This is a genomic window from Nocardia carnea NBRC 14403, assembly GCF_000308515.1.
Lineage (GTDB): Bacteria > Actinomycetota > Actinomycetes > Mycobacteriales > Mycobacteriaceae > Nocardia > Nocardia carnea.
In genome coordinates this window covers 1-20023 of the sequence record NZ_BAFV01000030.1, presented here as the reverse complement: position 1 = coordinate 20023, position 20023 = coordinate 1, and the positions used below count along the sequence as shown (strand labels likewise).

Annotated in this window: 19 protein-coding genes; 11 read left to right on the top strand and 8 right to left on the bottom strand. The window is 67.3% G+C overall.

Annotation, left to right across the window (positions count from 1 at the left end; all coding sequences use genetic code 11):
* Positions 1-84: 84 nt before the first annotated feature.
* The 4 genes from ON22_RS11620 to hpnE all read right to left on the bottom strand — a co-directional run bounded on the left by ON22_RS11620 (position 85) and on the right by hpnE (position 4639).
* Positions 85-1683 (bottom strand): GMC oxidoreductase, encoded by a 1599-nt coding sequence (locus ON22_RS11620; RefSeq protein WP_081595507.1) that lies wholly within the window; start codon positions 1681-1683, stop codon positions 85-87.
* Positions 1684-1962: 279 nt separating this feature from the next.
* Positions 1963-2475, bottom strand: a complete 513-nt coding sequence (locus tag ON22_RS11615) for an SRPBCC family protein (RefSeq protein ID WP_306306592.1) — start codon at positions 2473-2475, stop codon at positions 1963-1965.
* A gap of 115 nt (positions 2476-2590) precedes the next feature.
* Entirely contained in the window at positions 2591-3241 is a 651-nt protein-coding gene (locus tag ON22_RS11610; protein WP_051157494.1) for a TetR/AcrR family transcriptional regulator, read from the bottom strand.
* Between the two features lie 9 nt (positions 3242-3250).
* Entirely contained in the window at positions 3251-4639 is a 1389-nt protein-coding gene (hpnE, locus tag ON22_RS11605; RefSeq protein WP_033242842.1) for a hydroxysqualene dehydroxylase HpnE, read from the bottom strand.
* Positions 4640-4705: 66 nt separating this feature from the next.
* Here hpnE and ON22_RS11600 point away from each other — a divergent pair, with 66 nt between their 5' ends.
* From ON22_RS11600 to ON22_RS11585, 4 genes are all read left to right on the top strand, one after another.
* Positions 4706-5932, top strand: a complete 1227-nt coding sequence (locus ON22_RS11600; RefSeq protein ID WP_033242841.1) for an oxygenase MpaB family protein — start codon at positions 4706-4708, stop codon at positions 5930-5932.
* A gap of 175 nt (positions 5933-6107) precedes the next feature.
* A complete protein-coding gene (locus ON22_RS11595; protein WP_033243093.1) occupies positions 6108-7196 on the top strand; it encodes an ADP-ribosylglycohydrolase family protein in 1089 nt (362 codons plus the stop codon).
* A gap of 128 nt (positions 7197-7324) precedes the next feature.
* On the top strand, positions 7325-8086 hold the full coding sequence (locus tag ON22_RS11590) for an SDR family NAD(P)-dependent oxidoreductase (RefSeq protein WP_033242840.1): 762 nt from the start codon (positions 7325-7327) through the stop codon (positions 8084-8086).
* A 215-nt stretch (positions 8087-8301) separates the two neighbouring features.
* Positions 8302-9174 carry an acyl-CoA thioesterase gene (locus tag ON22_RS11585; RefSeq protein ID WP_033242839.1) on the top strand — a complete coding sequence of 291 codons (873 nt, stop codon included), beginning with the start codon at positions 8302-8304 and terminating at the stop codon, positions 9172-9174.
* Between the two features lie 192 nt (positions 9175-9366).
* On the opposite strand, the gene ON22_RS11580 is transcribed toward ON22_RS11585, so the two are convergent.
* A complete protein-coding gene (locus ON22_RS11580; protein WP_231508309.1) occupies positions 9367-10413 on the bottom strand; it encodes an oxidoreductase in 1047 nt (348 codons plus the stop codon).
* A 129-nt stretch (positions 10414-10542) separates the two neighbouring features.
* Entirely contained in the window at positions 10543-11406 is an 864-nt protein-coding gene (locus tag ON22_RS11575) for an SAM-dependent methyltransferase (RefSeq protein WP_033242838.1), read from the bottom strand.
* A gap of 266 nt (positions 11407-11672) precedes the next feature.
* Between ON22_RS11575 and ON22_RS11570 the strand changes: the two genes are divergently transcribed.
* The 6 genes from ON22_RS11570 to ON22_RS11550 all read left to right on the top strand — a co-directional run bounded on the left by ON22_RS11570 (position 11673) and on the right by ON22_RS11550 (position 17074).
* A complete protein-coding gene (locus tag ON22_RS11570) occupies positions 11673-12389 on the top strand; it encodes a nucleotidyltransferase domain-containing protein (protein ID WP_033242837.1) in 717 nt (238 codons plus the stop codon).
* Between the two features lie 73 nt (positions 12390-12462).
* Entirely contained in the window at positions 12463-13737 is a 1275-nt protein-coding gene (locus ON22_RS11565; RefSeq protein WP_051157492.1) for a cytochrome P450, read from the top strand.
* A 52-nt stretch (positions 13738-13789) separates the two neighbouring features.
* Positions 13790-13954 carry a DUF1059 domain-containing protein gene (locus tag ON22_RS35245; RefSeq protein WP_373280855.1) on the top strand — a complete coding sequence of 55 codons (165 nt, stop codon included), beginning with the start codon at positions 13790-13792 and terminating at the stop codon, positions 13952-13954.
* Between the two features lie 148 nt (positions 13955-14102).
* The gene (locus ON22_RS11560) at positions 14103-14816 is read left to right on the top strand and encodes a 3'(2'),5'-bisphosphate nucleotidase CysQ (RefSeq protein WP_033242836.1); all 714 of its coding nucleotides are present in this window, start codon (positions 14103-14105) and stop codon (positions 14814-14816) included.
* 138 nt (positions 14817-14954) lie between these two features.
* On the top strand, positions 14955-15776 hold the full coding sequence (locus ON22_RS11555) for a mycofactocin-coupled SDR family oxidoreductase (protein ID WP_033242835.1): 822 nt from the start codon (positions 14955-14957) through the stop codon (positions 15774-15776).
* 170 nt (positions 15777-15946) lie between these two features.
* Positions 15947-17074: an NDMA-dependent alcohol dehydrogenase gene (locus ON22_RS11550; protein ID WP_033242834.1), complete on the top strand. Its 1128-nt coding sequence runs from the start codon at positions 15947-15949 to the stop codon at positions 17072-17074.
* A 22-nt stretch (positions 17075-17096) separates the two neighbouring features.
* Here ON22_RS11550 and ON22_RS11545 read toward each other — a convergent pair whose 3' ends face one another.
* Complete coding sequence (locus ON22_RS11545) at positions 17097-17555, bottom strand: MaoC family dehydratase (protein WP_033242833.1); 459 nt, start codon at positions 17553-17555, stop codon at positions 17097-17099.
* 247 nt (positions 17556-17802) lie between these two features.
* Here ON22_RS11545 and ON22_RS11540 point away from each other — a divergent pair, with 247 nt between their 5' ends.
* Positions 17803-18540: a sulfite exporter TauE/SafE family protein gene (locus tag ON22_RS11540; RefSeq protein WP_033242832.1), complete on the top strand. Its 738-nt coding sequence runs from the start codon at positions 17803-17805 to the stop codon at positions 18538-18540.
* Between the two features lie 20 nt (positions 18541-18560).
* Here ON22_RS11540 and ON22_RS11535 read toward each other — a convergent pair whose 3' ends face one another.
* Positions 18561-19748, bottom strand: coding sequence for an alcohol dehydrogenase catalytic domain-containing protein (locus tag ON22_RS11535; RefSeq protein ID WP_033242831.1), 1188 nt, complete (start codon positions 19746-19748; stop codon positions 18561-18563).
* Positions 19749-20023: the final 275 nt, after the last annotated feature.

Below are 20023 nucleotides of genomic sequence, written 5' to 3'. Positions count from 1 at the left end.
TGCGGGATATCCAGATTAGAACACGTTCTACTTGTCTTGTGGCAAATCCGGACAACCGCCACACCCCATACCGCCCGTCTGCCTTCAGATCGTGGTGCCCACATCCCGGGCGACCAGATTGTCCAGCGCCCGTTCGGCCACCGCAGCGATGGTCATCGACGGATTACAGGCGGCGGCGTTACCCGGTAGCAGCGCACCGTCGAGAACGTAGAGCCCCCGCTGGCCCAGCACTCGCCCGTCGAGATCGCAGACCGAACCCATACAGGCGCCGCCGAGCGGATGCCAGGTCGACGGGAAGGCGCGATTGGTATCGCCCAGCACCGACGCCGGACCCGCGATCGCCTGCACGGTTTTCTCGATATGCCCGTACTGGATCGCCGCGTCGCCGTCCGCGGGCCAGGACAACCGGGCGCTGTCGGCAGCCGAGTCGTAGACGAAGCGGCCGCGCGCATCGCTCACGCCGTATCCGACGAGCATCGTGGTGCGGGCGTCCATTCCCAGCGGCGGGATCGAGGCCTGCACCACGGTATGCGCGGAGGCGGGGTCGTTCCAGTTCAGACTGCCGAAGACGACCGGCCCGCCCTGTTCGGCGCCGAACCCCTCGGCCAGGTCGGTCCAGGTGTAGATCCGGTCGGCATTGGTTCCCCAGCCCGCGCCGAGCGCGTCGGGCAGATCCGGGATCAACCCTTTCCCGCCGGCCCGCATGAGCAGATCGGTGCTGTTGAGACTACCCGCGGCCATGATGAGCGCCTTGGTGGTGAACACCTTTTTCGCCAGTACCCGGGCGTTTTCGTCGGTCTGGTCGACGTGCACGATCCAGCGACCGTCCGCACCACGTTCCACATCGGTGACGTTGTGCATCACCTGGACGTCGACCGATCCGGTGGCTTCGGCCGCCGCGACATAGGTGACATCGACGGAATGCTTGCCCCCGTTGTTGACACCGAATGCCCCGGCACCGTTGGTGTAGGAGGCCGTCATCTCACCGCGCGTTTCGGCCAGCGCGTAGCTCCAGTCGATGGGCATCGGGATCTTCGATACCGGTAACCCGGCCGCCGCGGCATTACGCGCGAATATCCGCGCGGCCTTGTAGTTCGGGTGCGCGACCAGTTCGTCCGGAGCCACCGCCAGTTGCAGCATGGCGGCAACCCGCGGATAGTGCACGCGATCCATCAGCCGCCAGTCGAGTTCCTGCGGGAAATGGGTGTTGAAGACCGCCTCCGCCGGTTGCAGCGACATCCCTTGATAGAGCAGGGAACCGCCGCCGAGTCCGGCGGCGCACAGGGCGGTCATATTCTCACCGGTGACGGCGTCGAGCAGGCCGGTGTAGGGCTCGAAGGCGACCGGCTTGCCGAACAACTGCGGATCCGAACCGTGCCACAGTAGTCGTTTGTCGGGGTTCAGCGGATTACCGAAGGTATTCGCGTTCGGGCCGGTGGGCCAGCGTTTTCCGCGTTCGAGCAGCAGGACCGGGACACCGGCCTGCGCCAGCCGCAAGGCCGCGATACCGCCGCCGAACCCGGAGCCCACCACTATCACCCGATGGTCCTCGCGGACGACCGGAGTCCGGCGCCGCGGGATCCGCAGGGTGCTGTCCGCCGCCGCGACTGTCGTACCGGCAACCGTGATTCCGGCCGCCGCCGCGGCACCTCCCAGGAATACGCGTCGAGATATTGCGGACAAGAGCGACCTCCGAACAGCTGTGCTTACGACTCGCCGCGGCAGTGCCGGCGCGCGGGCGGCCGGAAGAGCCGACAAGCGTCAGTGCCCGAGGCGCTTTCCGCGGGCGGGTTCGAAAGTAGATAGATGTCACACCGGGTGTCAAGAACCTATCGGTCGATTGCCCAGCAACGCCGCCGCGATCTTGATTGGCCTTATCACACCAGCTCAGAGGCTATATAGACAGCCCCCCGAACAGAGATATGGACACTTGTCCATTGCAGGTAGAAGCCCTCCCCCGGCTCAGCCTGCAGCCTCGAGTTCCGCTTTCAACCGCTCCAGAGTCCGGCGAATATTGCCCTTCTGAAATTCGGCGAAACCCCGCTTGCCGGTGGCCACCCGGTCGAACCACAGGGCGGGCGTATCGGGCCAGTGGGTGCGGTCGTCGTACCAGATCTCGGTGATCCGGGTTCCCTCGGCGACGGCCTCGAACCGGTACTCCCAGGTCGCCACGGCCACCGGCAGCAACGGTTTCCACAGTCCCCACCGGCGTACCTGGAAGACGAACCGGCCCGGCCGCTCGGCCACGGTCACCGTACATTCGGTATGCCAGCGCATCGCCCCGCGCCGGTTGGCACCCACGAAGGTCATTCCCGGATACGCCGGCCGGCCCGGTTCGGCGACCGCCGCGCCCGTATTCTCCGGGCTCCAGCGGCCCATCTGGGTCACATCACTCACCGCGTCGTAGGCGGTACCGGGGTCGGTGCCGACCACGATGCTGTCGGACACCTCGGTGGTCCGGGTTATCTTCGCCACGGCGGTAACTCCTTATCGGTCCTCGTCGTTGTCGATCCTAGGTACAGCCGATCCAGGACGCGGTGCGAGCGGTAACGGATCCGGGGCGCCCGGCGCACGTGTACCGGCCGCCTCGCTACGACCCGACCGCGCGCTCCGACGGGGACGGCCCCTCGCTACCGGCATCCTCGCCCCCTGACCGGATGCCGTACTTCATCAGCGGCACGATGGTGCTGCGGATGAAGGCCCGCGCCGCCTGCTCATCGTCGAAATCGATCCCCGCGGTAGGAGTGAGCATCAGCGAATGCGCCATCCGGGCAACGAGTTCGGCGACCGGCCGCGGATCGTAGCGGGCCAGCACCCCCTGGCCCTGACCGGCCGCCAGCACACCGGCGATGTATTCGATGCCCTGGGACACCATTTCCTCGCCACGCACGGTGTAGAAACCCAGTGCCTCCTCCGGTGCCACCGCCAGCAGCTGCGTGACCAGGGGATGGGTCCGGGTGAGCCGGAGTACGAAAAGAACAGTCTCCTCGATCTGCGCATCGGTGCCCTCGGTCGTGGACGCGATCGCCGTCGCCTCCGCCAGCACCCGCGCGATCTCCCGGGACAGCGCCGCCTCGATCAACGCATCCTTGCCGGAGAAGCGGCGATAGAGCGTGACCCGGTTCAGGCCGCAGCGGCGGGCGATATCGTCCAGACTGCTCCGCCGGATGCCGACCTGCAGAATCCGCCCGAGGGTCGCGTCCAGAATCCGCTCGTCGACTTCGTCATAGGTACGGAACATGTAGCGGAATTATAGTCCGCGTTGCATTGTGTCCCGGTCCTCGTGCAGGGTATGGGCGAGTAGCGCCTGCACGGCCCGCTCCGCACTCTGCGCGGCGCTCTCCATCGTGGCCGACCAATCGGTGCGGGTCCAATCCCCGGCCAGCATCAGATTCGGTACCGAGGTCCGCTGATCCGGACGTAAACCGGAGGTGCCGACGGCCTGCGAGAAGGTGGCCTTGGGCATTTTGACGACCTGGGCGTGCACCAGCTTCGCCGCCTGCGCCTCCGGATAGTAGCGGCGGATCAACGCCAGCTGCTCGGTGACGATCTCGTCGTTGCTCTTGTGGATCTGCTCGTAGGCGCCACTGGTCGTGAGGCAGTACAGCCAGGAGCCGTCCGGGGTGCGCCGATGCATACGCTGGCGGTCGAAGACCTCGTCGATCACACCGGTGCCGCCGATCAGGGCCTCCATCGCCGATTTCGTACCCAGCGGGCGATCCAGGTACAGGTTGGTGCTGACGATCGGGGTAACCCCCAGTTTGTCCGCGGCGGCATAGATTTCGGCGTGCTCGGGCAGATCGTCGAGGAGGCCGTGGATCCGCGAATTGGGGACCGCGCACACCACGGCATCGGCGGCGATCTCGGTACCGTCGACCAGCTGCACACCGGTCACCAGACCGTCGGTGACGACGATCTTGCGGGCGACCGACCGGTACCGGACGTCCACGCCGCATTTCTGGAAAACCCGTTCGGCGCCGGTGATGTAGAGCGTATCCAGATCGACCGTCGGGTAGCCGATGGTGACACCGGCCCGATCCCGTACACCGATCCGGATACCGGTGGCCAGTACATCGGCGAACACCTTCGCCGATTCGCGCTGCACCGGTTCGGCGGCGATCCCCAGGGCCAGCCAATCCCACAGGGCTTCCCGGGCCTTCGCGGGCATACCGACGCGTTCGAACCATTGCTCGGTGGTGATATCGGCCAGATCCGCGGGCTGGAACAGCGCCTGCCGGCCGAGGCGGACAGTGGCCCGCAATGCCCGCAGCCGGTCCAGCGGGCCGGCGTCGGGGTGGGCACCCAGCAGTGTGCGCACAGCTCCCGGACCCGAAGTATGCAAACGGACCGCCCGGCCACCCGGCCAGCGCAATGTGCCGCCACCCGGGAACTCCACACAGTCGCGCGTACCCACACTCTCCAGGTACCGGAACAGGCTGCGGTAGCCGCTGGCCACCACATGCTGGCCGTTGTCGGGAACATCCCCGATCTCGGGGACCTGCATCGCCTGGGTACGCCCGCCGAGCCGGGCGCGGCGTTCGAGCAGCGTCACCTGCTTACCGGCCTCGGCCAGCCATACCGCCGCGGCGAGCCCGGCCAGCCCGCCCCCGATCACGACGTATCGGCGGGAATCGTTCATGTTGCACTCCGTCTCACCGTAGACCCCATCATTGACACAATGTAACGCACTCAATACATTCGTTTCATGGCTTCTTCAGACACGGGTGCCGAAATCCCCACCCGACACCCGTCCGGTCCGGTCCCTGTGCCCGGGTTGAAACCGTTCGCCATGCTGATGGGTATCGGCGCACCGGACGCACAGCGCTGGGCGGCCATGGGCGAATCGCTACTGATCGGCGACCGGGCGATGGACGACCTGGTCGACTGGATGATCCGCACCGGGATGGCCGATACCCGGCCACTGTTCGAACAGGCCGTGGCGGGCGGTATCGACTCGGTCACCGACGCACCGCAGCCGCTGCGCGAGTTCTTCACCACCGTCGAAACTCCCCCGGACTGGCTGGACGAGGACATGCTGCGCCGCGGCGAACAGGTCCTGCGCCGCGGCGGCTACGACGGGCTGTATCTGGCGCGCGACGTATCCTTCCTCGGCGGGTACCTGGCGTCCGGATTCAACAAGACGCTGCTGCGCACCGGCGCGCTCGAGAAAGGGCCCGCCCAGCGGTTCGCCGAGACGATGCAGTGGGCCCTCGACGTCCAGAACGGTATGGGCAAGTTCGAACCCGGTTACCGTTCCACCCTGCATGTGCGGTTCGTCCATTCGCTGGTCCGCCGGCACGTGGGCGCCATGCCCGACTGGGACCAGCGCGCATGGGGTGTGCCGATCAACCAGACGGATATGGCCGCGACCCTGGTGGGCGCGCTCATCGCGCCGTTCGTCGGCGGCCTGGTAATGGGTATCGTGCCATCCCGCGAGGACCGGGAGGCCGCGGCCCACCTCGCCCGCTACGTGGGCCGGCTGATGGGCGTTGCGGACGAATGGCTGCCGACCGGATTCCGCGACAGCGTCCGAATTCTCTACCACACCATGACAGCCATCACGAATCCCGACGAAACCACGCGTCAGCTCGCCCTGCCGATGGCCAACGACCCGCTCACCTGGAACTATCCGAATCTGCCGTGGTTGCGCGGCCGGATCGCGCGCGCCCAGCATCTGTCGATCTCCAGCATGTACCTCGGGCCGGGCGCCATGCGCAAGCTCGGCCTGTGGCCGTATATGCCGCCGTGGTATCCGATGGTGCGCATCCCGGTCAACCTCGCACGCAGCGCGACCACCCGGGTCAGCCCGGCCGCCCGGCAGCGTGCCGAGGAACGTGGACTACGGGAACAGGCGGCGTTCAAGAAAATGCTCGTGGGTTCGGGGCCGGCGGATGTCGGGATGTCCGCACACCACCTGCAGGCCACGGCGTAAACGAGCCCGCCGCGCGGCGATGCCCGGTATCTCGCACCAGCGCCGGGCCGCGCCGCGGGCGGTTCCGCTCGGCAACTCGGCCGCGAACACCTGCACCGGCGCCGCGAGTAGCGAGTGGTATCACCGCACCGAAATATGTTGGCCCGTAATCGCGGGGCTGGAAGGATCGGCGATCGTGCGCGACTACGAGATCCTCGTCGACAAGGTTCGTGGAACCCTGGTGGGAGGTGCTGTCGGGGATGCTCTCGGATGGCCGATCGAATTCCTGTCCCGGACCGAAATCCTGCGCCGGTACGGCGAACCGGGTGTCACCGGGTTCCTGCCCGGGCCCGAGCCCGGGGCACCGGCGGCGATCACCGACGACACACAGATGACGCTGTTCACCGCCGAGGGCCTGCTGCGGTGCCCGCCCGGTAGCGACGCCCTCCCCGCCCTGCACCGCGCCTATCTGCGCTGGTTGAACACTCAGCAGTCACCCAGCCCGGCACCCGACCCCGACGGGTGGCTGGCGGCTCAGCGGTTCCTCTATGCGGTCCGGGCACCCGGTAATGCCTGTATGACGGGGCTGCGGCGGCAATCCGCGGGGCTGCTGCCGCCGCGGCCGCTCGGCACGGAAGGCCCGGTGAACTCCCATTCCAAGGGATGCGGGACGGTGATGCGTTCGGCGCCGTTCGGATTGACCGGTTCGGGTCCGGCCGCCGCCTTCGACCTCGCGGCCCGATGCGGCCAGCTGACTCACGGTCATCCCACCGGCTACCTGGCCGCCGGCGCGTTCGCGGCGCTCATCGACCACTCGATCCGGGGAATGGAATTACGCACGGCGGTGCGCGAGGTCGTGGCGCTGCTGCGCACGTTCACCGGCGCGCAGGAAACGATCGACGCGCTCGAGCTCGCGGTATCGCTGGCCGATTCGGATCCGGGGTCCGCGGAAGGTGTGGCACGGGCCGGGGAAGGCTGGATCGCCGAGGAATGTCTCGCGGTGGCCGTCTACTGCGCCGTGTCCGCGCAGGACACCGGCGATGTGCGGGGTGCGCTGCTGGCCGCGGTGAATCATTCCGGTGATTCCGATTCCACCGGCGCCGTGGCCGGCAATCTCCTCGGCGCCGGGCACGGACTGTCGACGCTGCCGGCGGAATGGGTCGGGGCGGTGGAGGGTCGCGATCTGCTGATCCAGGTCGCCGACGATCTGGTGACCTGTTTCCACTACGGCGACCGGGCCCGCGCCGCGGCCAGATATCCACTCGACACCGCACCCCGCGGCTGAGCGGTTGATCAGCGCTTTCACCGATACTTCTGCGAAACACTTGGGTGCGGGCTCCCTCGACGGATATAACGTAACCAGGCCCCATCGGCATCGATGGTCTGTGCCGTACACCGAGAAGGACAGGAAATATGGAGATTCAGGGAGCACGTGCAGTCGTCGTCGGAGGCGCCTCCGGAATGGGCCGGGCAAGTGCCGAACTGCTCGCCGCCCGCGGCGCGAAAGTTGTCGTCGTCGACCGCACCGCCAGTGAGGGCAGCAAGGTCGCGGCCGACCTCGGCGGTTCCTTCTTCGAAGCCGATGTCACCGATCACGCCGGCGTCGAATCGGTACTCGCCGAGGCGGTGGAACAGCTCGGCGGGCTCGATATCGCGGTCAACACCGCCGGTGGCGGTATCGCCAAGCGCACGTTGTCCAAGACCGGGCCGCACGATCTGGAATCGTTCCAGCAGATCATCAACCTGAACCTGGTCTCCACCTTCAACCTCAACCGTTTGCAGGCCTGGCATATGAGCCAGGGCGAGCCGAACGCCGACGGCGAGCGCGGTGTCATCGTCAACACCGCCTCCATCGCGGCGTTCGAGGGCCAGATCGGGCAGGTCGCCTACACGGCCGCCAAGGCCGGTATCGCCGGTATGGCGCTGACCATGGCCCGCGATCTGGGTTCGGTCGGGGTCCGGGTGCTGGCCATCGCGCCATCCCTGTTCGATACCGGCATCCTGGCCGGTGTACCGGAAGAAATGGTGACACCGCTGGTCGCGGGCAACGCCTTCCCGAAGCGGATGGGCCGGCCGGAGGAATACGCGAAGCTGGCCTGCTCCATCGTCGACAACCCCATGCTCAACGGCCAGTGCCTGCGCCTGGACGCCGGTATGCGCTTCGCGCCCAAGTGAATCGATGAACCCGCCGCGGACGACCCCGCCGTCCGCGGCGCGGCCGTCCGGGGCAGCGCGCACCGAAGGAAACCGCGCACCATAATGTTTCCCGGCGCATAAGCGCGGCACCGGGGGGCCGAACCCTGCCGCAGTACGTACGCCGGACCGGAACGGCGGCACGATACGCCCGCTCGAACACCGCGGCTCATGGCCGCGCACCACTGGAGGTTGCCATGAGCCCGGAAACCGTGCGGCCCGCGGAATCGGTGGCCGACCGCCTCACTCTCGAACGCCTGGGCGAATACCGGTTCCGCGGACGCACCCACGACGGGCCCGGGCAGCGCAGCTATGGCGGGGAAGTCGCGGGTCAAGCCGTATTGGCCGCGGGCCGTACCGCTCCCGCGGACCGGCCGATCCATTCCGCGCAAACCAATTTCCTGCTCCCCGGCGACACCACCGTTCCCACCGAATTCGTGGTCGAACCGGTGCGCGACGGCGGTTCGTTCTCCACCCGGCGGGTCGAGGCGCTCCAGAACGACCGGGTGATCTTCACGATGCTCGCCTCCTTCCACCGGCCGGAGGAAGGTCTCGAACATCAGGTCGCCACTCTCGACGCCCCCGGACCCGAGGAACTACCCGATATCGCCACGGCTTTCGCCGGCTTTCCCGAGGCCCTGAAATGGACCTCCTTCTTCCTCGACGCACTCGGTATCGAGGCCAGGTTCCCAGAACCACCGGCCCGCGCGCAGGCTATGCGCGGCGAAGTGGCCCCAGCTCGGCAACGGGTGTGGTTGCGAACACGGGCACCGCTTCCCGATGCGCCGCTCGAGCAGGCAGCCTGTCTGATGTATCTGAGTGATCTGCTGTTGCTTTCGGCGGCCACCGGCCCGCACGGCGACGAACTCGGCGACCGCGATCTCCAGGTGGCGACCGTCAACCACTCCATCTGGTTCCACGCGCCGCTGCGGGCCGACGACTGGTTCCTGCACGACCAGTACGGCCGCTGGGCCGGCGGTGGCCGCGGGCTCGCCCACGGCGAAATCCTCGACCGGTCCGGGCGGTTGTGCGCGACCACCATGCAGGAAGGCCTGATCCGCCGCCGTTGAGTCCACGGTGATCCCCGGCGGCTGTACACAGCGCGGCTGCGGTCCGGGTGACGGTGACCGGCACAGCAGCCGCGCCGGCCCGCCCTCGGCCTCGGTCGAACGCCGACCGGGGCCGGCTTACCGGCGTATGTCCTGCGGCCCGCCCGGCCGCATCGTATCGATGTCGCCGAGGCCCGCATCGGGGCCGTGCGGTTATCGGCTCCGATCCAGCGCCGGGCCTTCGCCGGCCGCTTCCCCCACGGATGATTCGATATGCCGGGCGGCCGGGCTATCGCTCGGCGTCGCCGGAGTAGTTGTGCCGAGGGTGAATTCCACGCCGGTCAGTTCTTCGGCCACCGCCCACAGCCGGCGGCCGATTTCGGGGTCGTGTGCCGACGGCGCGGCGGGCACGGCGATCGGGGGGCCGACCAGCCCGCCGCGGTGTGCGGGGCCGAAGAAGCCGGCGCCCTCGACCGTGGGGTCGAGGGCGGCCCGCAGAATCGGCTGTGCGCCCTGTTCCGGCGTCTGGGTGAACAGGCGGGCCAGGGTCATCACGATGCCGCTGTAGGCGATCCGGGCAACGATGCTCTGTTCCCGCAGAATGGTCGACCGCACGCCGCCGGGGTGGGCGCCGACCGACAGGGCCGGCGCACCGGCGGCCGCGAACCGGCGCTGCAACTCCACCATGAACGTCGTGGCGGCCATTTTCGACCGCGAATAGGTGACGAGACGGCCGAAACTGTGCTCGGACTGCAGATCGTCGAAGTCCAGTTCGGCGTTGCCGCGACCATGACTGAGACTACCGACACTGACCACCCGTGCGGCGGGGGCGGCAGTCATCAGATCGATCAGTTGCGCGGTGAGCGCGAAATGGCCGAGAAAGTTGATCCCGAAATCACTTTCGAAACCGTCGACGGTCAATGTCCGGGTACCGGTGACGACACCGGCATTGTTGATCAGTAGGTCGAGCCGGGGCAGTTCGGTGTGCAGGCGGCGCGCACAATCGGCAATGGAGGCGAGGCTACCGATATCGATATGTGTGGTGCGGATATCGGCCCCCGGAACCGAATCCTCGATATCGCGCTTGGCTTGCGCGGCCGCGGTGTCGTTGCGGCAGGCGAGGATCACGCGCGCGCCACGGCGAGCCAGCCCGCGCGCCACCTCCAGGCCGATACCGGTGTTCGATCCGGTCACCACTGCGGTACGGCCCGACTGATCGGGCGCCTCGGCCACTGTCCATGGTTGGTTCGACGAGATCACGGCATCTATCCAGTTCCGGCGGGTGCGGTGCCGTCCGGGGTCGCGCTCCGTCGCCTTCCGCCGGACAGCCGGTCCAGCGGAAGTATAAGACAATTCTCCAATCAAGAGAATACTGTTACCGCACGGTGTCTACTGCACCGCCAAGAGCCCGCTCTTACGACCCACCCCGCCCAGGATCAACCGCTCCTCGGTGGTCTCCGGCGGACGCACCGGCCCCGACGGCCACCACTCGTCGAGCGGCACCACGCCCGGATCGATCAATTCCAGCCCCGCGAAATAGGATTCGATCTCCGCGCGGGTGCGGTACCAGCCCGAACCCAGACCCTTCTCCACGAAACGCCGCTCCACCTCACGCGCGAGCTCATGATCCGGGGAATCCTCGCCCGGATCCCAGAAATGCGTAATCGCCACATACGACCCCGGACTCAGCGCCTCCACCACCCGGGCCACGATGCCCGCGGGATCCGCGGAATCGGGCAGGTGGTGCAGGACGGAGCCCAGGACCACCGCGACCGGCCGGTCCTGGTCCAGGTAGCGCCAGACCGACGAGTCCGGCCCGAGCACCGCGGGATCGGTGAGGTCGCCGTGGAGGTAGACGGTGTCCTCGTTGGTTTCCAGCAGCACCCGGCCGTGCGCGCTGACCATGGGATCGTTGTCCAGGTAGACTACCCGCGCCCACGGATTCACCAGCTGGGCGATGTCGTGAGTATTGCTCACGGTGGGCAGTCCGGCACCGGCATCCAGGAATTGCTCCACACCGACGACCCCGGCCAGGTACCGCAGCACCCGGCGCAGCCAGGCCCGGTTCCGGCGCGAAACCGCGCACATACCGGGCGCGATCTCCAGGACTGCGTCGAGCGCCTGGCGGTCGGCCTCGAAATTGTCTTTGCCGCCGAGGCTGGCATCGTAGACGCGGGCGATACCGGCCCGCGAGGTATCGACCCCGGCCGGGGGGCGGCCGGCGTCCGGCGCGCTGAACGACGAATCTGCCATCGGTTTTCTCTCTATCCGGTTGTGGTGTGGTGCGACGTCGACAGGTAGGGCTCGACAGTGGTGACGGAAGCACCGCCGCGAATTCATCGCCGGGCGGAGAAACATTCGAAGAATATTTCCTCTACCCGCGTCCGCGCAGGTAGACGCCGAAAAATCATTGGCCACACCACGTCCGGTCGATCATGATCATCTGGGGACGGCGCCGGGGACAGGTGCGCTCACGCGCCGGGCACCGCACTCCGGTGGGATACGAAGGAGGACCACGGATGAACCACACGCACGATCTGCTGCTCGAAGGGGTGGTCGGTTCGACGGCCTACGGTCTGGCCGGTCCTGCCAGTGATATCGACTACGCCGGAATCTATGTGGAGCCGACCCGGAACCTGCTGGGCCTGCATCCACCGGCCCGGCAGACCCGGCAGGGCCGCGCCGGTGCCGATGCGACCTATCACGAAGTCGGCAAGGCCATGCGGCTCATGCTCTCGTGTAACCCCACCGCGACCGAAATCCTCTGGCTCGACGGCTACACCGCCGATTCCGAATTCGGCCGGGAACTGGTGGAATTGCGGACCTGCTTCCTGGCCGCGGACCGGGTGCGCGAGGCGTTCTTCGGGTACGCCACGAGCCAATTCCGCCGACTGACCGGCCCCCGGCCGCAGGCGACGACCGCGCGCCGGGCCAAGCACGCCCGGCATACCTTGCGCCTGTTGTGGCAGGGCTACGAGCTGTACACCACCGGCAGGCTGCCGATCCGTGTTCCCGATCCCGACCGATACCACGCACTGGGCGCCGCAATCGAGACGGATCCGGCAGCCGAAGCCGTTCACCGGATCGTCGCCGACTACGAGTATCGTTTCGCTACCGCCGTCACCGTGTTGCCGCAGGCGCCGGACGAAGCGCCGCTGGACGAGTTCCTGCAACGGGTGCGCCGGGCGCATCTGGATTCGCCGGAAGCCGCCGCCCGGGAAGGAATGGCGCTCTAGAGTATTTCTACGACTCGCGCGCACTCAGCCTGTTCCGCGCGCGCACCATGGATCACCGAGCTCGGAGTCGCTCATGAGCCCTATCGACAGCGCGCCCGCCACCTCGCGCCGCTACCACCGGCTCGATATTTCCCAGCCCGCGTTCTGGGCCCGGGATTTCCATGCCCGCGACGAGGTGTTCGCGCAACTGCGTACCGAACCCGGACTCACCTGGCACGCACCGCCGCCCGCGGTGTTCCCGCATTCCGAACCCGGCTACTGGGCGGTGACCAGGCACGACGATATCGCCTTCGTCAGCCGCCATCCCGAGCTGTTCACCTCGGCACTGGGTATCAGTATGGATCCGATGCCCATCGAGCTGCAGCGGCCCACCACGTTCTTCCTCACCATGGATCCCCCGCAGCACACTCGCTACCGGCGGCTGATCAGTTCGGCGTTCACGCCGAAGCAGGTGCGGCGTATCGAATCCCAGCTCCGGGCCAATGCCGCCGAGATCGTCGGCGAATTCCTCGCGGACCTCTCCTCGGGCGCGCCGGTGGATTTCGTCGACAGCGTCTCGCGCAAACTTCCCATGCGCACTATTTCGGACATGATCGGCATCGATCCGGCCGGACGTGATGCGGTCGCCCAGGCCGCCGAGGCCATGTTCGGCTCGAGCGACGACGAGTACGCCGCCTTGGAAGAGCGCGCGGAATTCTTCATGGCGCAGTTCGGGATTCTGCACCGCGCCGGAACCGATCTGGCCCGGTTGCGGCGTGCGGAGCCGCGCGACGATCTGATGTCTGCCATCATCGCCGCCGAGGTCGACGGTCATCGGCTCACCGACGAGGAGATCGGGGCGTTCATGGTGCTGCTGGCCTCGGCCGGTAACGACACCACCAAACAGGCGACCTCCCATGCTTTTCAGGCACTGGTGGACCGGCCCGCTCAACGGGAATGGCTACTGGAGGATTTCGACGCGCGAATCGGCGGCGCGGTGGAGGAATTCATCCGCTGGTCGACACCGATACTGCATTTCGCCCGCCATGCGGTATCCGATACCGAAGTCGCCGGCACCCGGATCCGGGCCGGCGAAAAACTCGTGCTGTTCTACTGTTCGGCCAACCGCGACGATACCGCACTCGACGATCCGCATATCTTCGATATCACCCGGACCCGGAATACGCACTCCGGGTTCGGTGGCGGCGGCGCCCATTTCTGCCTCGGCGCCTGGCTGGCCAGGATGCAGTTGCGGCTGCTGTTCCACGAGTTGCTGACCCGCGTCCCCGAAGTGGTACTCGGCAAACCGGAGTACGTGCACAGCGATTTCGTCCACGGCATCAAACGGATGGCGGTGCAGCGGGCCTGATCGGTCGTCATCGTGGCGCCCCGGCTATTACGCTGAGCGGCGTTATCTCCCCATGACGAAAGGACAGCCGATGAAAACCCAGCTCAACTGCCCCTGCGGTGAACACCTGACCGGCGCGAACGAGGACGAACTCGTCGAGAACGTGCGCAAACACCTGACCGAGAACCACCCCGGCCACGACTACACCCGGGATCAGATCCTGTTCATGGCCTTCTGACGTCAGGCCCGTCGCGCCCGTACCGGCCGCCGGCCCCGGCCGGACACGGGCCGCCGCGCCGCCGGCCGTACAGTAACCGCGCGGCGAGGCGCCCGGCGCAGGCGTGTTATATGGATCCGGACGGCAACGCCCGCCAGGAAGGATCCCCATGGACGATCACACCCTCGCCGCAACCTTGGCCGAAGAGGCCGGCGAACTGCTCCTGTCGATCCGCGAACTCGGCGGGCGGGTCGGTGACCTGCGATCCAACCGTCTGCTGCTCGACCGATTGGCCGAACTGCGACCGGCGGATGCCGTGCTCTCCGAAGAGTCCCCCGACGACTCGGCCCGGACCGAACGTTCCCGGGTATGGATCGTCGATCCCCTCGACGGCACCCGGGAGTTCGGCGAACCGGGCCGGCCGGACTGGGCGGTGCACGTGGCGCTGGCGGTGGACGGCGAACCCGTGGCCGGCGCCGTCGCGCTCCCGTCCGCGGGCGTGGTCCTGCATACCGGCCGGCCGCCGGTACTCGCTCCCCCGCCGCCCCCGGGCACCGTACGGGTCGCACTGTCGCGCAGCCGCCCCTCTTTCGAGGTCATCCAACTCGTGGCCAGGTTGTCGGCCACCGAGGTTCCGATGGGGTCGGCCGGGGCCAAGGCGATGGCGGTGGTGCGCGGGGAGGCCGATATCTACGCCCATTCGGGCGGGCAGTACGAATGGGATTCCTGCGCCCCGGTCGCTGTCGCGCTCGCGGCCGGGCTTCATGTGTCCCGGCTCGACGGATCCCCGCTTCGCTACAACCGGCCCGATCCGTACCTGCCCGATCTGCTCATCTGCCGGCCGGAACTCGCCGAGATCGCGCTGAAAGCGTTGTCGGAGTAGTGTATTTCGGCCGCGAACGAGACCCGCAGCGCTGCTGCGGGCGGTTCCCGGCCCGTCGGGGAGCCCCGGCCTGTGCGCGTGGAACACCTGTCGGCCCACAATGGTCGGACGTTTCCCGTAACGACAGGAGTAGGGCAAGTGAGCGGTCGACTATCCGGCAAAGTAGCTTTCGTCACCGGGGCGGCGCGTGGCCAGGGCCGCGCGCACGCGCAGCGACTGGCGGCGGAGGGCGCCGAAATCATCGCGGTCGACCTGTGCGCACCGTTGCCGCCCGCGGTGCCCTACGATTCCGCGACTCCGGACGATCTCGACGAAACCGTACGCCTGGTGGAGGGTGCCGGCGGCAAAATCTTCGCCGCCGTCGCCGATACCCGTGATCTCGCGGCGTTGCGCACAGTTGTGGACGAGGGGGTCGCCCGGTTCGGCCGCCTCGATGTGATCGTGGCCAACGCCGGGATATGCCCGCCCGAGCCCTGGGACACCATCACCCCGGAATCGTTCCAGGCGGTGATCGACACCAATGTCACCGGAACCTGGAACACGGTGATGGCCGGCGCGCAGCACATCATCGACGGCGGGCGCGGCGGGTCGATCGTACTCATCAGTTCGGCGTCCGGGGTGGCCATGCAGCCGTTCATGGTCCACTACACCTCCAGCAAGCATGCCGTCACCGGGATGGCGCGGGCATTCGCCGCCGAACTCGGTAAGCATTCGATCCGGGTCAACAGCGTGGCCCCCGGGCCGGTGGCCACACCGATGGGTTCGGGCGATATGGTCGGCGCCCTCACCCGGGCCGCCGAGACCAACGGGCAGCTGACCGGGATGAACACTCCGCTACTGCCGGAGGGGATCGCGATGCCGGAGGATATCGCGGACGCGGTGTGCTGGCTGGCGAGCGAGGAATCCCGGTTCGTCACCGCCGGCAGTATCTCGGTGGATCTCGGTTCGGCGCAGTACTGACAGCAGCCCGCCGCGGCGCGCTCCGCGAGGCGCCGGGGCGGGTTCTCGTGCGGGTCGTGCGGAAAACCGTAGGAAAATTCGATATAACACTTTCCGAGAACGGCATTATCAGGCAACCTGGGTACTGCCGTGGACCACGTGCACGACCGTCACGACAGTTAGGGAAGCCGATGAAATCCAAGGGTGCTTTGATCTGGGATTACGCGCAGCCGTGGTCGGTCGAGGAGATCGAGATCGGCGATCCCCAGCAGGGCGAGGTGAAGGTCCGCGTCGAAACCGCCGGCCTGTGCCAGTTCGATCAGCGGCTGGCCAGCGGTGATGTCCCCACCGCCGAGTTCCCGATCCTCGGCGGGCACGAAGGCGCCGGAGTGATCACCGAAGTGGGTGCCGGAGTCGACCAGCTCGCGGTGGGCGATCATGTGGTCTTCTCGTTCATCCCGGCCTGCGGGATGTGCCAATCCTGCCTATCGGGTCACCACAACCTGTGCGATCGCGGACAGGAGCTGCTCACCCGGGGCGCCGTATCCGACGGCACCTTCCGCATCCGGGCCCGCGGCCACGATGTGCACCCCACCTCCCTGATCGGCGCCTTCGCCCCTTACGCGGTGGTGCACAAGAGTTCGGTGGTCAAGATCGACCCCACCATCCCGTTCGATATCGCCTGCCTCGCCAGCTGCAGTGTCACCACCGGATACGGCGCCGTGGTCAACACCGCCACGGTGCGGCCCGGGGAAGATGTCGCGGTGATCGGCGCCGGCGCGGTGGGCACGGCCGCGGTACAGGCCGCCGTGATCTCCGGGGCGCGGCGGATCTTCGCGGTGGACCCGGTCGAGGCCAAATGCACGCAGGCCGCGAAGTTCGGGGCCACCCACACCTACTCCGATATCGATAGCGCGATCGGCGCCATCGAAGAGATCACCGGCGGGCAGATGTGCCGCACGGTGATCGTGGCGGTCGGCCGGTGCGATGGCCACGATCTGGCCAAATGGATGCGGATCACCGCCAAGGCCGGCAGCTGTGTACTCGCCGCCACCGGTGACGCCGCGGAAACCAATCCCCGGATGAACCTCTCGGCGCTGACCTTCCAGCAGAAGAGCCTGTGCGGCACCCTGTTCGGCGGCGGAAACCCACAACTGCTGATCCCGGAGGTCCTGGCACTCTACAAGCTGGGCGATCTCGGACTCGGCGATATGATCACCCGCGAATACTCGCTCGAGCAGATCAACGAAGGAGTCACCGATATGCTCGAAGGCCGCAATATCCGCGGGATCATCCGGTTCACCGACGCCGATCACTGACCGGCGCCGGTACCACCGGAGATCAGAACACGACCCGGCTCACCGCCTCCGCGATCAACGCGGGTTTGGCGCCACCCTCGGTCTCGACGGTGTGCTGCACGACCAGTTGCAGCGCACCGCCGGATACCTCGGTGGCATCCGCCAGTACGGCGGTGGAACGGACCTTCGCGCCCACCGGCACCGGACTCGGGAACCGGACCTTGTTGGAGCCGTAGTTGATTCCCAGTTTCGCGTTCTCGAACGCGAAGATCTGCGAACCGAGCAGCGGCAGCATCGACAGGGTCAGATAGCCGTGGGCGATCGGCCCGCCGAACGGGCTCTCCCGTTTCGCCCGTTCCGGGTCGACATGGATCCACTGGTGGTCGCCGGTCGCCTCGGCGAACTGGTCGACCATCTGCTGGGTGACCTCCACCCACTCGCTGGTGCCGAGAGTCTCCCCCACTGCTGCCAGAACTTCGTCCTTGCCGGTGAATGTGCGCATAGGTGTCTCCTTCGATCCCGTGCCGCTGTCGCGACATCGCAACTCCGCTAATAGGTATTCCGCACTTTGCTCCGGAGTTCAAGCCGAACTGAGACATTCTGAATTTTCGTCCCAAATATCCTCGTCGTGTAGCTCATTCCTGAGCGCGATATGCTGCCGCAAGTCGTCGGATGAATGCCCGCGCGGCGGCAGCCGCCCTCTCCGGCGACCATCGAACGGGCCCGTTCCATACAGGAGACCATCACCGTTGACCGTGCTCACCGTCGGACTTGTCACGGTCGCCGGATTCTTCGCCGGAATAGTCGGTTACGTCACCGGTATCGCCTCGCTGATCTCGTATCCCGCACTACTGGCGGCCGGATTGTCCCCGGTATCGGCCAATGTGACCAACACCGTCGCCATGGTCGCAGTCGGCGCCGGATCCACGGCGAAAGCAGGTGCGGCGGTAGCAGACGACGCACGGTCGCTCGTCCTGCATGCCGGGTGCGCGGCACTCGGCGGGCTCGGCGGCGCGATACTGCTGCTGACCACACCCGCCGAAGTCTTCGACGCCGTCGTCCCGGTCCTCATTGCGCTCGCATCGACGAGCCTGCTCCTGCAACCGAAACTGCGGGCACTCGCGGGCAACCGCACCTTTCCCCGGCTGTACCCGCTCGCCACCGCCGTCGTCGCGCTCTACGGCGGGTATTTCGGCGCGGGTGCGGGCGTGATGTTCCTGGCGCTGATCTTGGTCTGCACCTCCGAGACGATCTGGCGGGCCAGCGTTCTCAAAAGCGTGCTGACCGGAGTTGCCAACCTGGTTGCCGCGGCCGGTTTCGCGGTCTTCGGCCCTGTGCACTGGCTCGCGGCGGCCGCCATGGGTATCGGCGCCTTCGCGGGCGGCTGGTTCGGACCTGCGCTGGTCGCCCGGCTGCCACCCGCCGGAATGCGGATCGGGGTGGCGTTGTGTGGAATCGGCCTGGCAGGATACCTCGCGATCGCGTGACCGTCGGGCGACGAAGTTCGTCAGGCGGCGGGATCCAGCACGACCTTGATCGCGCCGTCGTCCTTGGCCTGGAACATGCGGTATGCCTCGGGCGCCGCGGACAGGGGCAGGTGGTGGGTCGCGAAGTTGTCCACGCCGAGCGGATCGCTGTCGCCGAGCAACGGCAGAATATCGTCGGACCAGCGCTTCACATTGGCCTGGCCCATCCGCAACTGGATCTGTTTGTCGAACAACACCCGCATCGGCAGCGGATCGGCCATCCCGCCGTACACACCGATAATCGAGATCGTGCCGCCGCGCCGGACGATATCGATCGCCGAATGCAATGCGGCGAGCCGATCCAGACCCGCAGTGTTCATCGCCGGCGCGGCCACCGCATCGGGCAGGTACGACACCATCCGCTGCGCCGCGGCCGCCACCGGTGATCCGTGTGCCTCCATACCGACCGCCTCGATCACCGCATCACTGCCCCGGCCGTCGGTGCGGTCGCGTACCGCATCCACCAGGCCACCACCCACGGCACCCAGATCGATAGTGTCGATACCGTGGGCGGCAGCGCGATCCAGCCGTTCGGCGACCAGATCCACGCCGATCACCCGCAACCCGCGATGGTGTGCGATCCGCGCCGCCATCTCGCCGATCGGGCCGAGCCCGAGGACGGTCACCGATCCGCCGTCCGGTACGGCGGCGTACTCGACGGCCTGCCACGCGGTCGGCAGTACATCCGACAGGAACAGATACCGGGTGTCGGCGGGACCGTCGGGCACTCGGATATGGGTGAAATCGGCATACGGCACCCGCAGGTATTCGGCCTGGCCACCCGGCACCTGACCGTAGAGTTTGGAGTAACCGAACAGTGCCGCGCCACACCCCTGATCCCGCACCTGCGTGGTCTCGCACTGGGTCATCAGCCCCTGCCGGCACATCACGCAACCCCCGCAGCTGATCTGGAACGGCACCACCACCCGGTCCCCCTTCGAGAGGTTCGTGACCTCGGAACCGACTTCCTCGACCACCCCGATTGCCTCGTGCCCGAGCACATCGCCCGCGGACATGAACGGGCCGAGTAGTTCGTACAGGTGCAGATCGGATCCGCAGATCGCGGTGGAGGTCACCCGGACGACGGCATCACCCGGCTCCTGGATCCGCGGGTCGGCCACATCGGATACCTGCACATTGCGTTTGCCCTGCCACGTCACAGCTTTCATATCCGCTCCCTCGACCGACGGGTCCTACGCTGTTCCGGCCCGAACACGGCGCGGCCGAGCGGCCGCGCCGGCTTGCCGGTTGGTCCGGTGGGCGAGCTACCCGGGACCGGTTGCCGCAAACGTCACGGGTACGAGCAATCCGCCCGGTGCGACAGGCTCGCAACGCCCGTAACGAGCTGCTCGGACCGGCATCGGCAGTGAGACTTGCGGGCGCCCGCAACGGGATCCCCCGCCGGCGTCGAGGGGGCTCGGCGCCGACCGGCAAGTAGCGAACC

What these genes read in the sequence shown, in the direction of transcription:
- ON22_RS11590 (WP_033242840.1), top strand. Translation starts at nt 7,325, where the DNA reads ATGGAGATTCAGGGAGCACGTGCAGTCGTCGTCGGAGGCGCCTCCGGA.
- ON22_RS11575 (WP_033242838.1), bottom strand. Translation starts at nt 11,406, where the DNA reads ATGGCAGATTCGTCGTTCAGCGCGCCGGACGCCGGCCGCCCCCCGGCC.
- hpnE (WP_033242842.1), bottom strand. Translation starts at nt 4,639, where the DNA reads ATGAACGATTCCCGCCGATACGTCGTGATCGGGGGCGGGCTGGCCGGG.
- ON22_RS11570 (WP_033242837.1), top strand. Translation starts at nt 11,673, where the DNA reads ATGAACCACACGCACGATCTGCTGCTCGAAGGGGTGGTCGGTTCGACG.
- ON22_RS11545 (WP_033242833.1), bottom strand. Translation starts at nt 17,555, where the DNA reads ATGCGCACATTCACCGGCAAGGACGAAGTTCTGGCAGCAGTGGGGGAG.
- ON22_RS11600 (WP_033242841.1), top strand. Translation starts at nt 4,706, where the DNA reads ATGGCTTCTTCAGACACGGGTGCCGAAATCCCCACCCGACACCCGTCC.
- ON22_RS11550 (WP_033242834.1), top strand. Translation starts at nt 15,947, where the DNA reads ATGAAATCCAAGGGTGCTTTGATCTGGGATTACGCGCAGCCGTGGTCG.
- ON22_RS11585 (WP_033242839.1), top strand. Translation starts at nt 8,302, where the DNA reads ATGAGCCCGGAAACCGTGCGGCCCGCGGAATCGGTGGCCGACCGCCTC.
- ON22_RS11535 (WP_033242831.1), bottom strand. Translation starts at nt 19,748, where the DNA reads ATGAAAGCTGTGACGTGGCAGGGCAAACGCAATGTGCAGGTATCCGAT.
- ON22_RS11560 (WP_033242836.1), top strand. Translation starts at nt 14,103, where the DNA reads ATGGACGATCACACCCTCGCCGCAACCTTGGCCGAAGAGGCCGGCGAA.
- ON22_RS35245 (WP_373280855.1), top strand. Translation starts at nt 13,790, where the DNA reads ATGACGAAAGGACAGCCGATGAAAACCCAGCTCAACTGCCCCTGCGGT.
- ON22_RS11610 (WP_051157494.1), bottom strand. Translation starts at nt 3,241, where the DNA reads ATGTTCCGTACCTATGACGAAGTCGACGAGCGGATTCTGGACGCGACC.
- ON22_RS11565 (WP_051157492.1), top strand. Translation starts at nt 12,463, where the DNA reads ATGAGCCCTATCGACAGCGCGCCCGCCACCTCGCGCCGCTACCACCGG.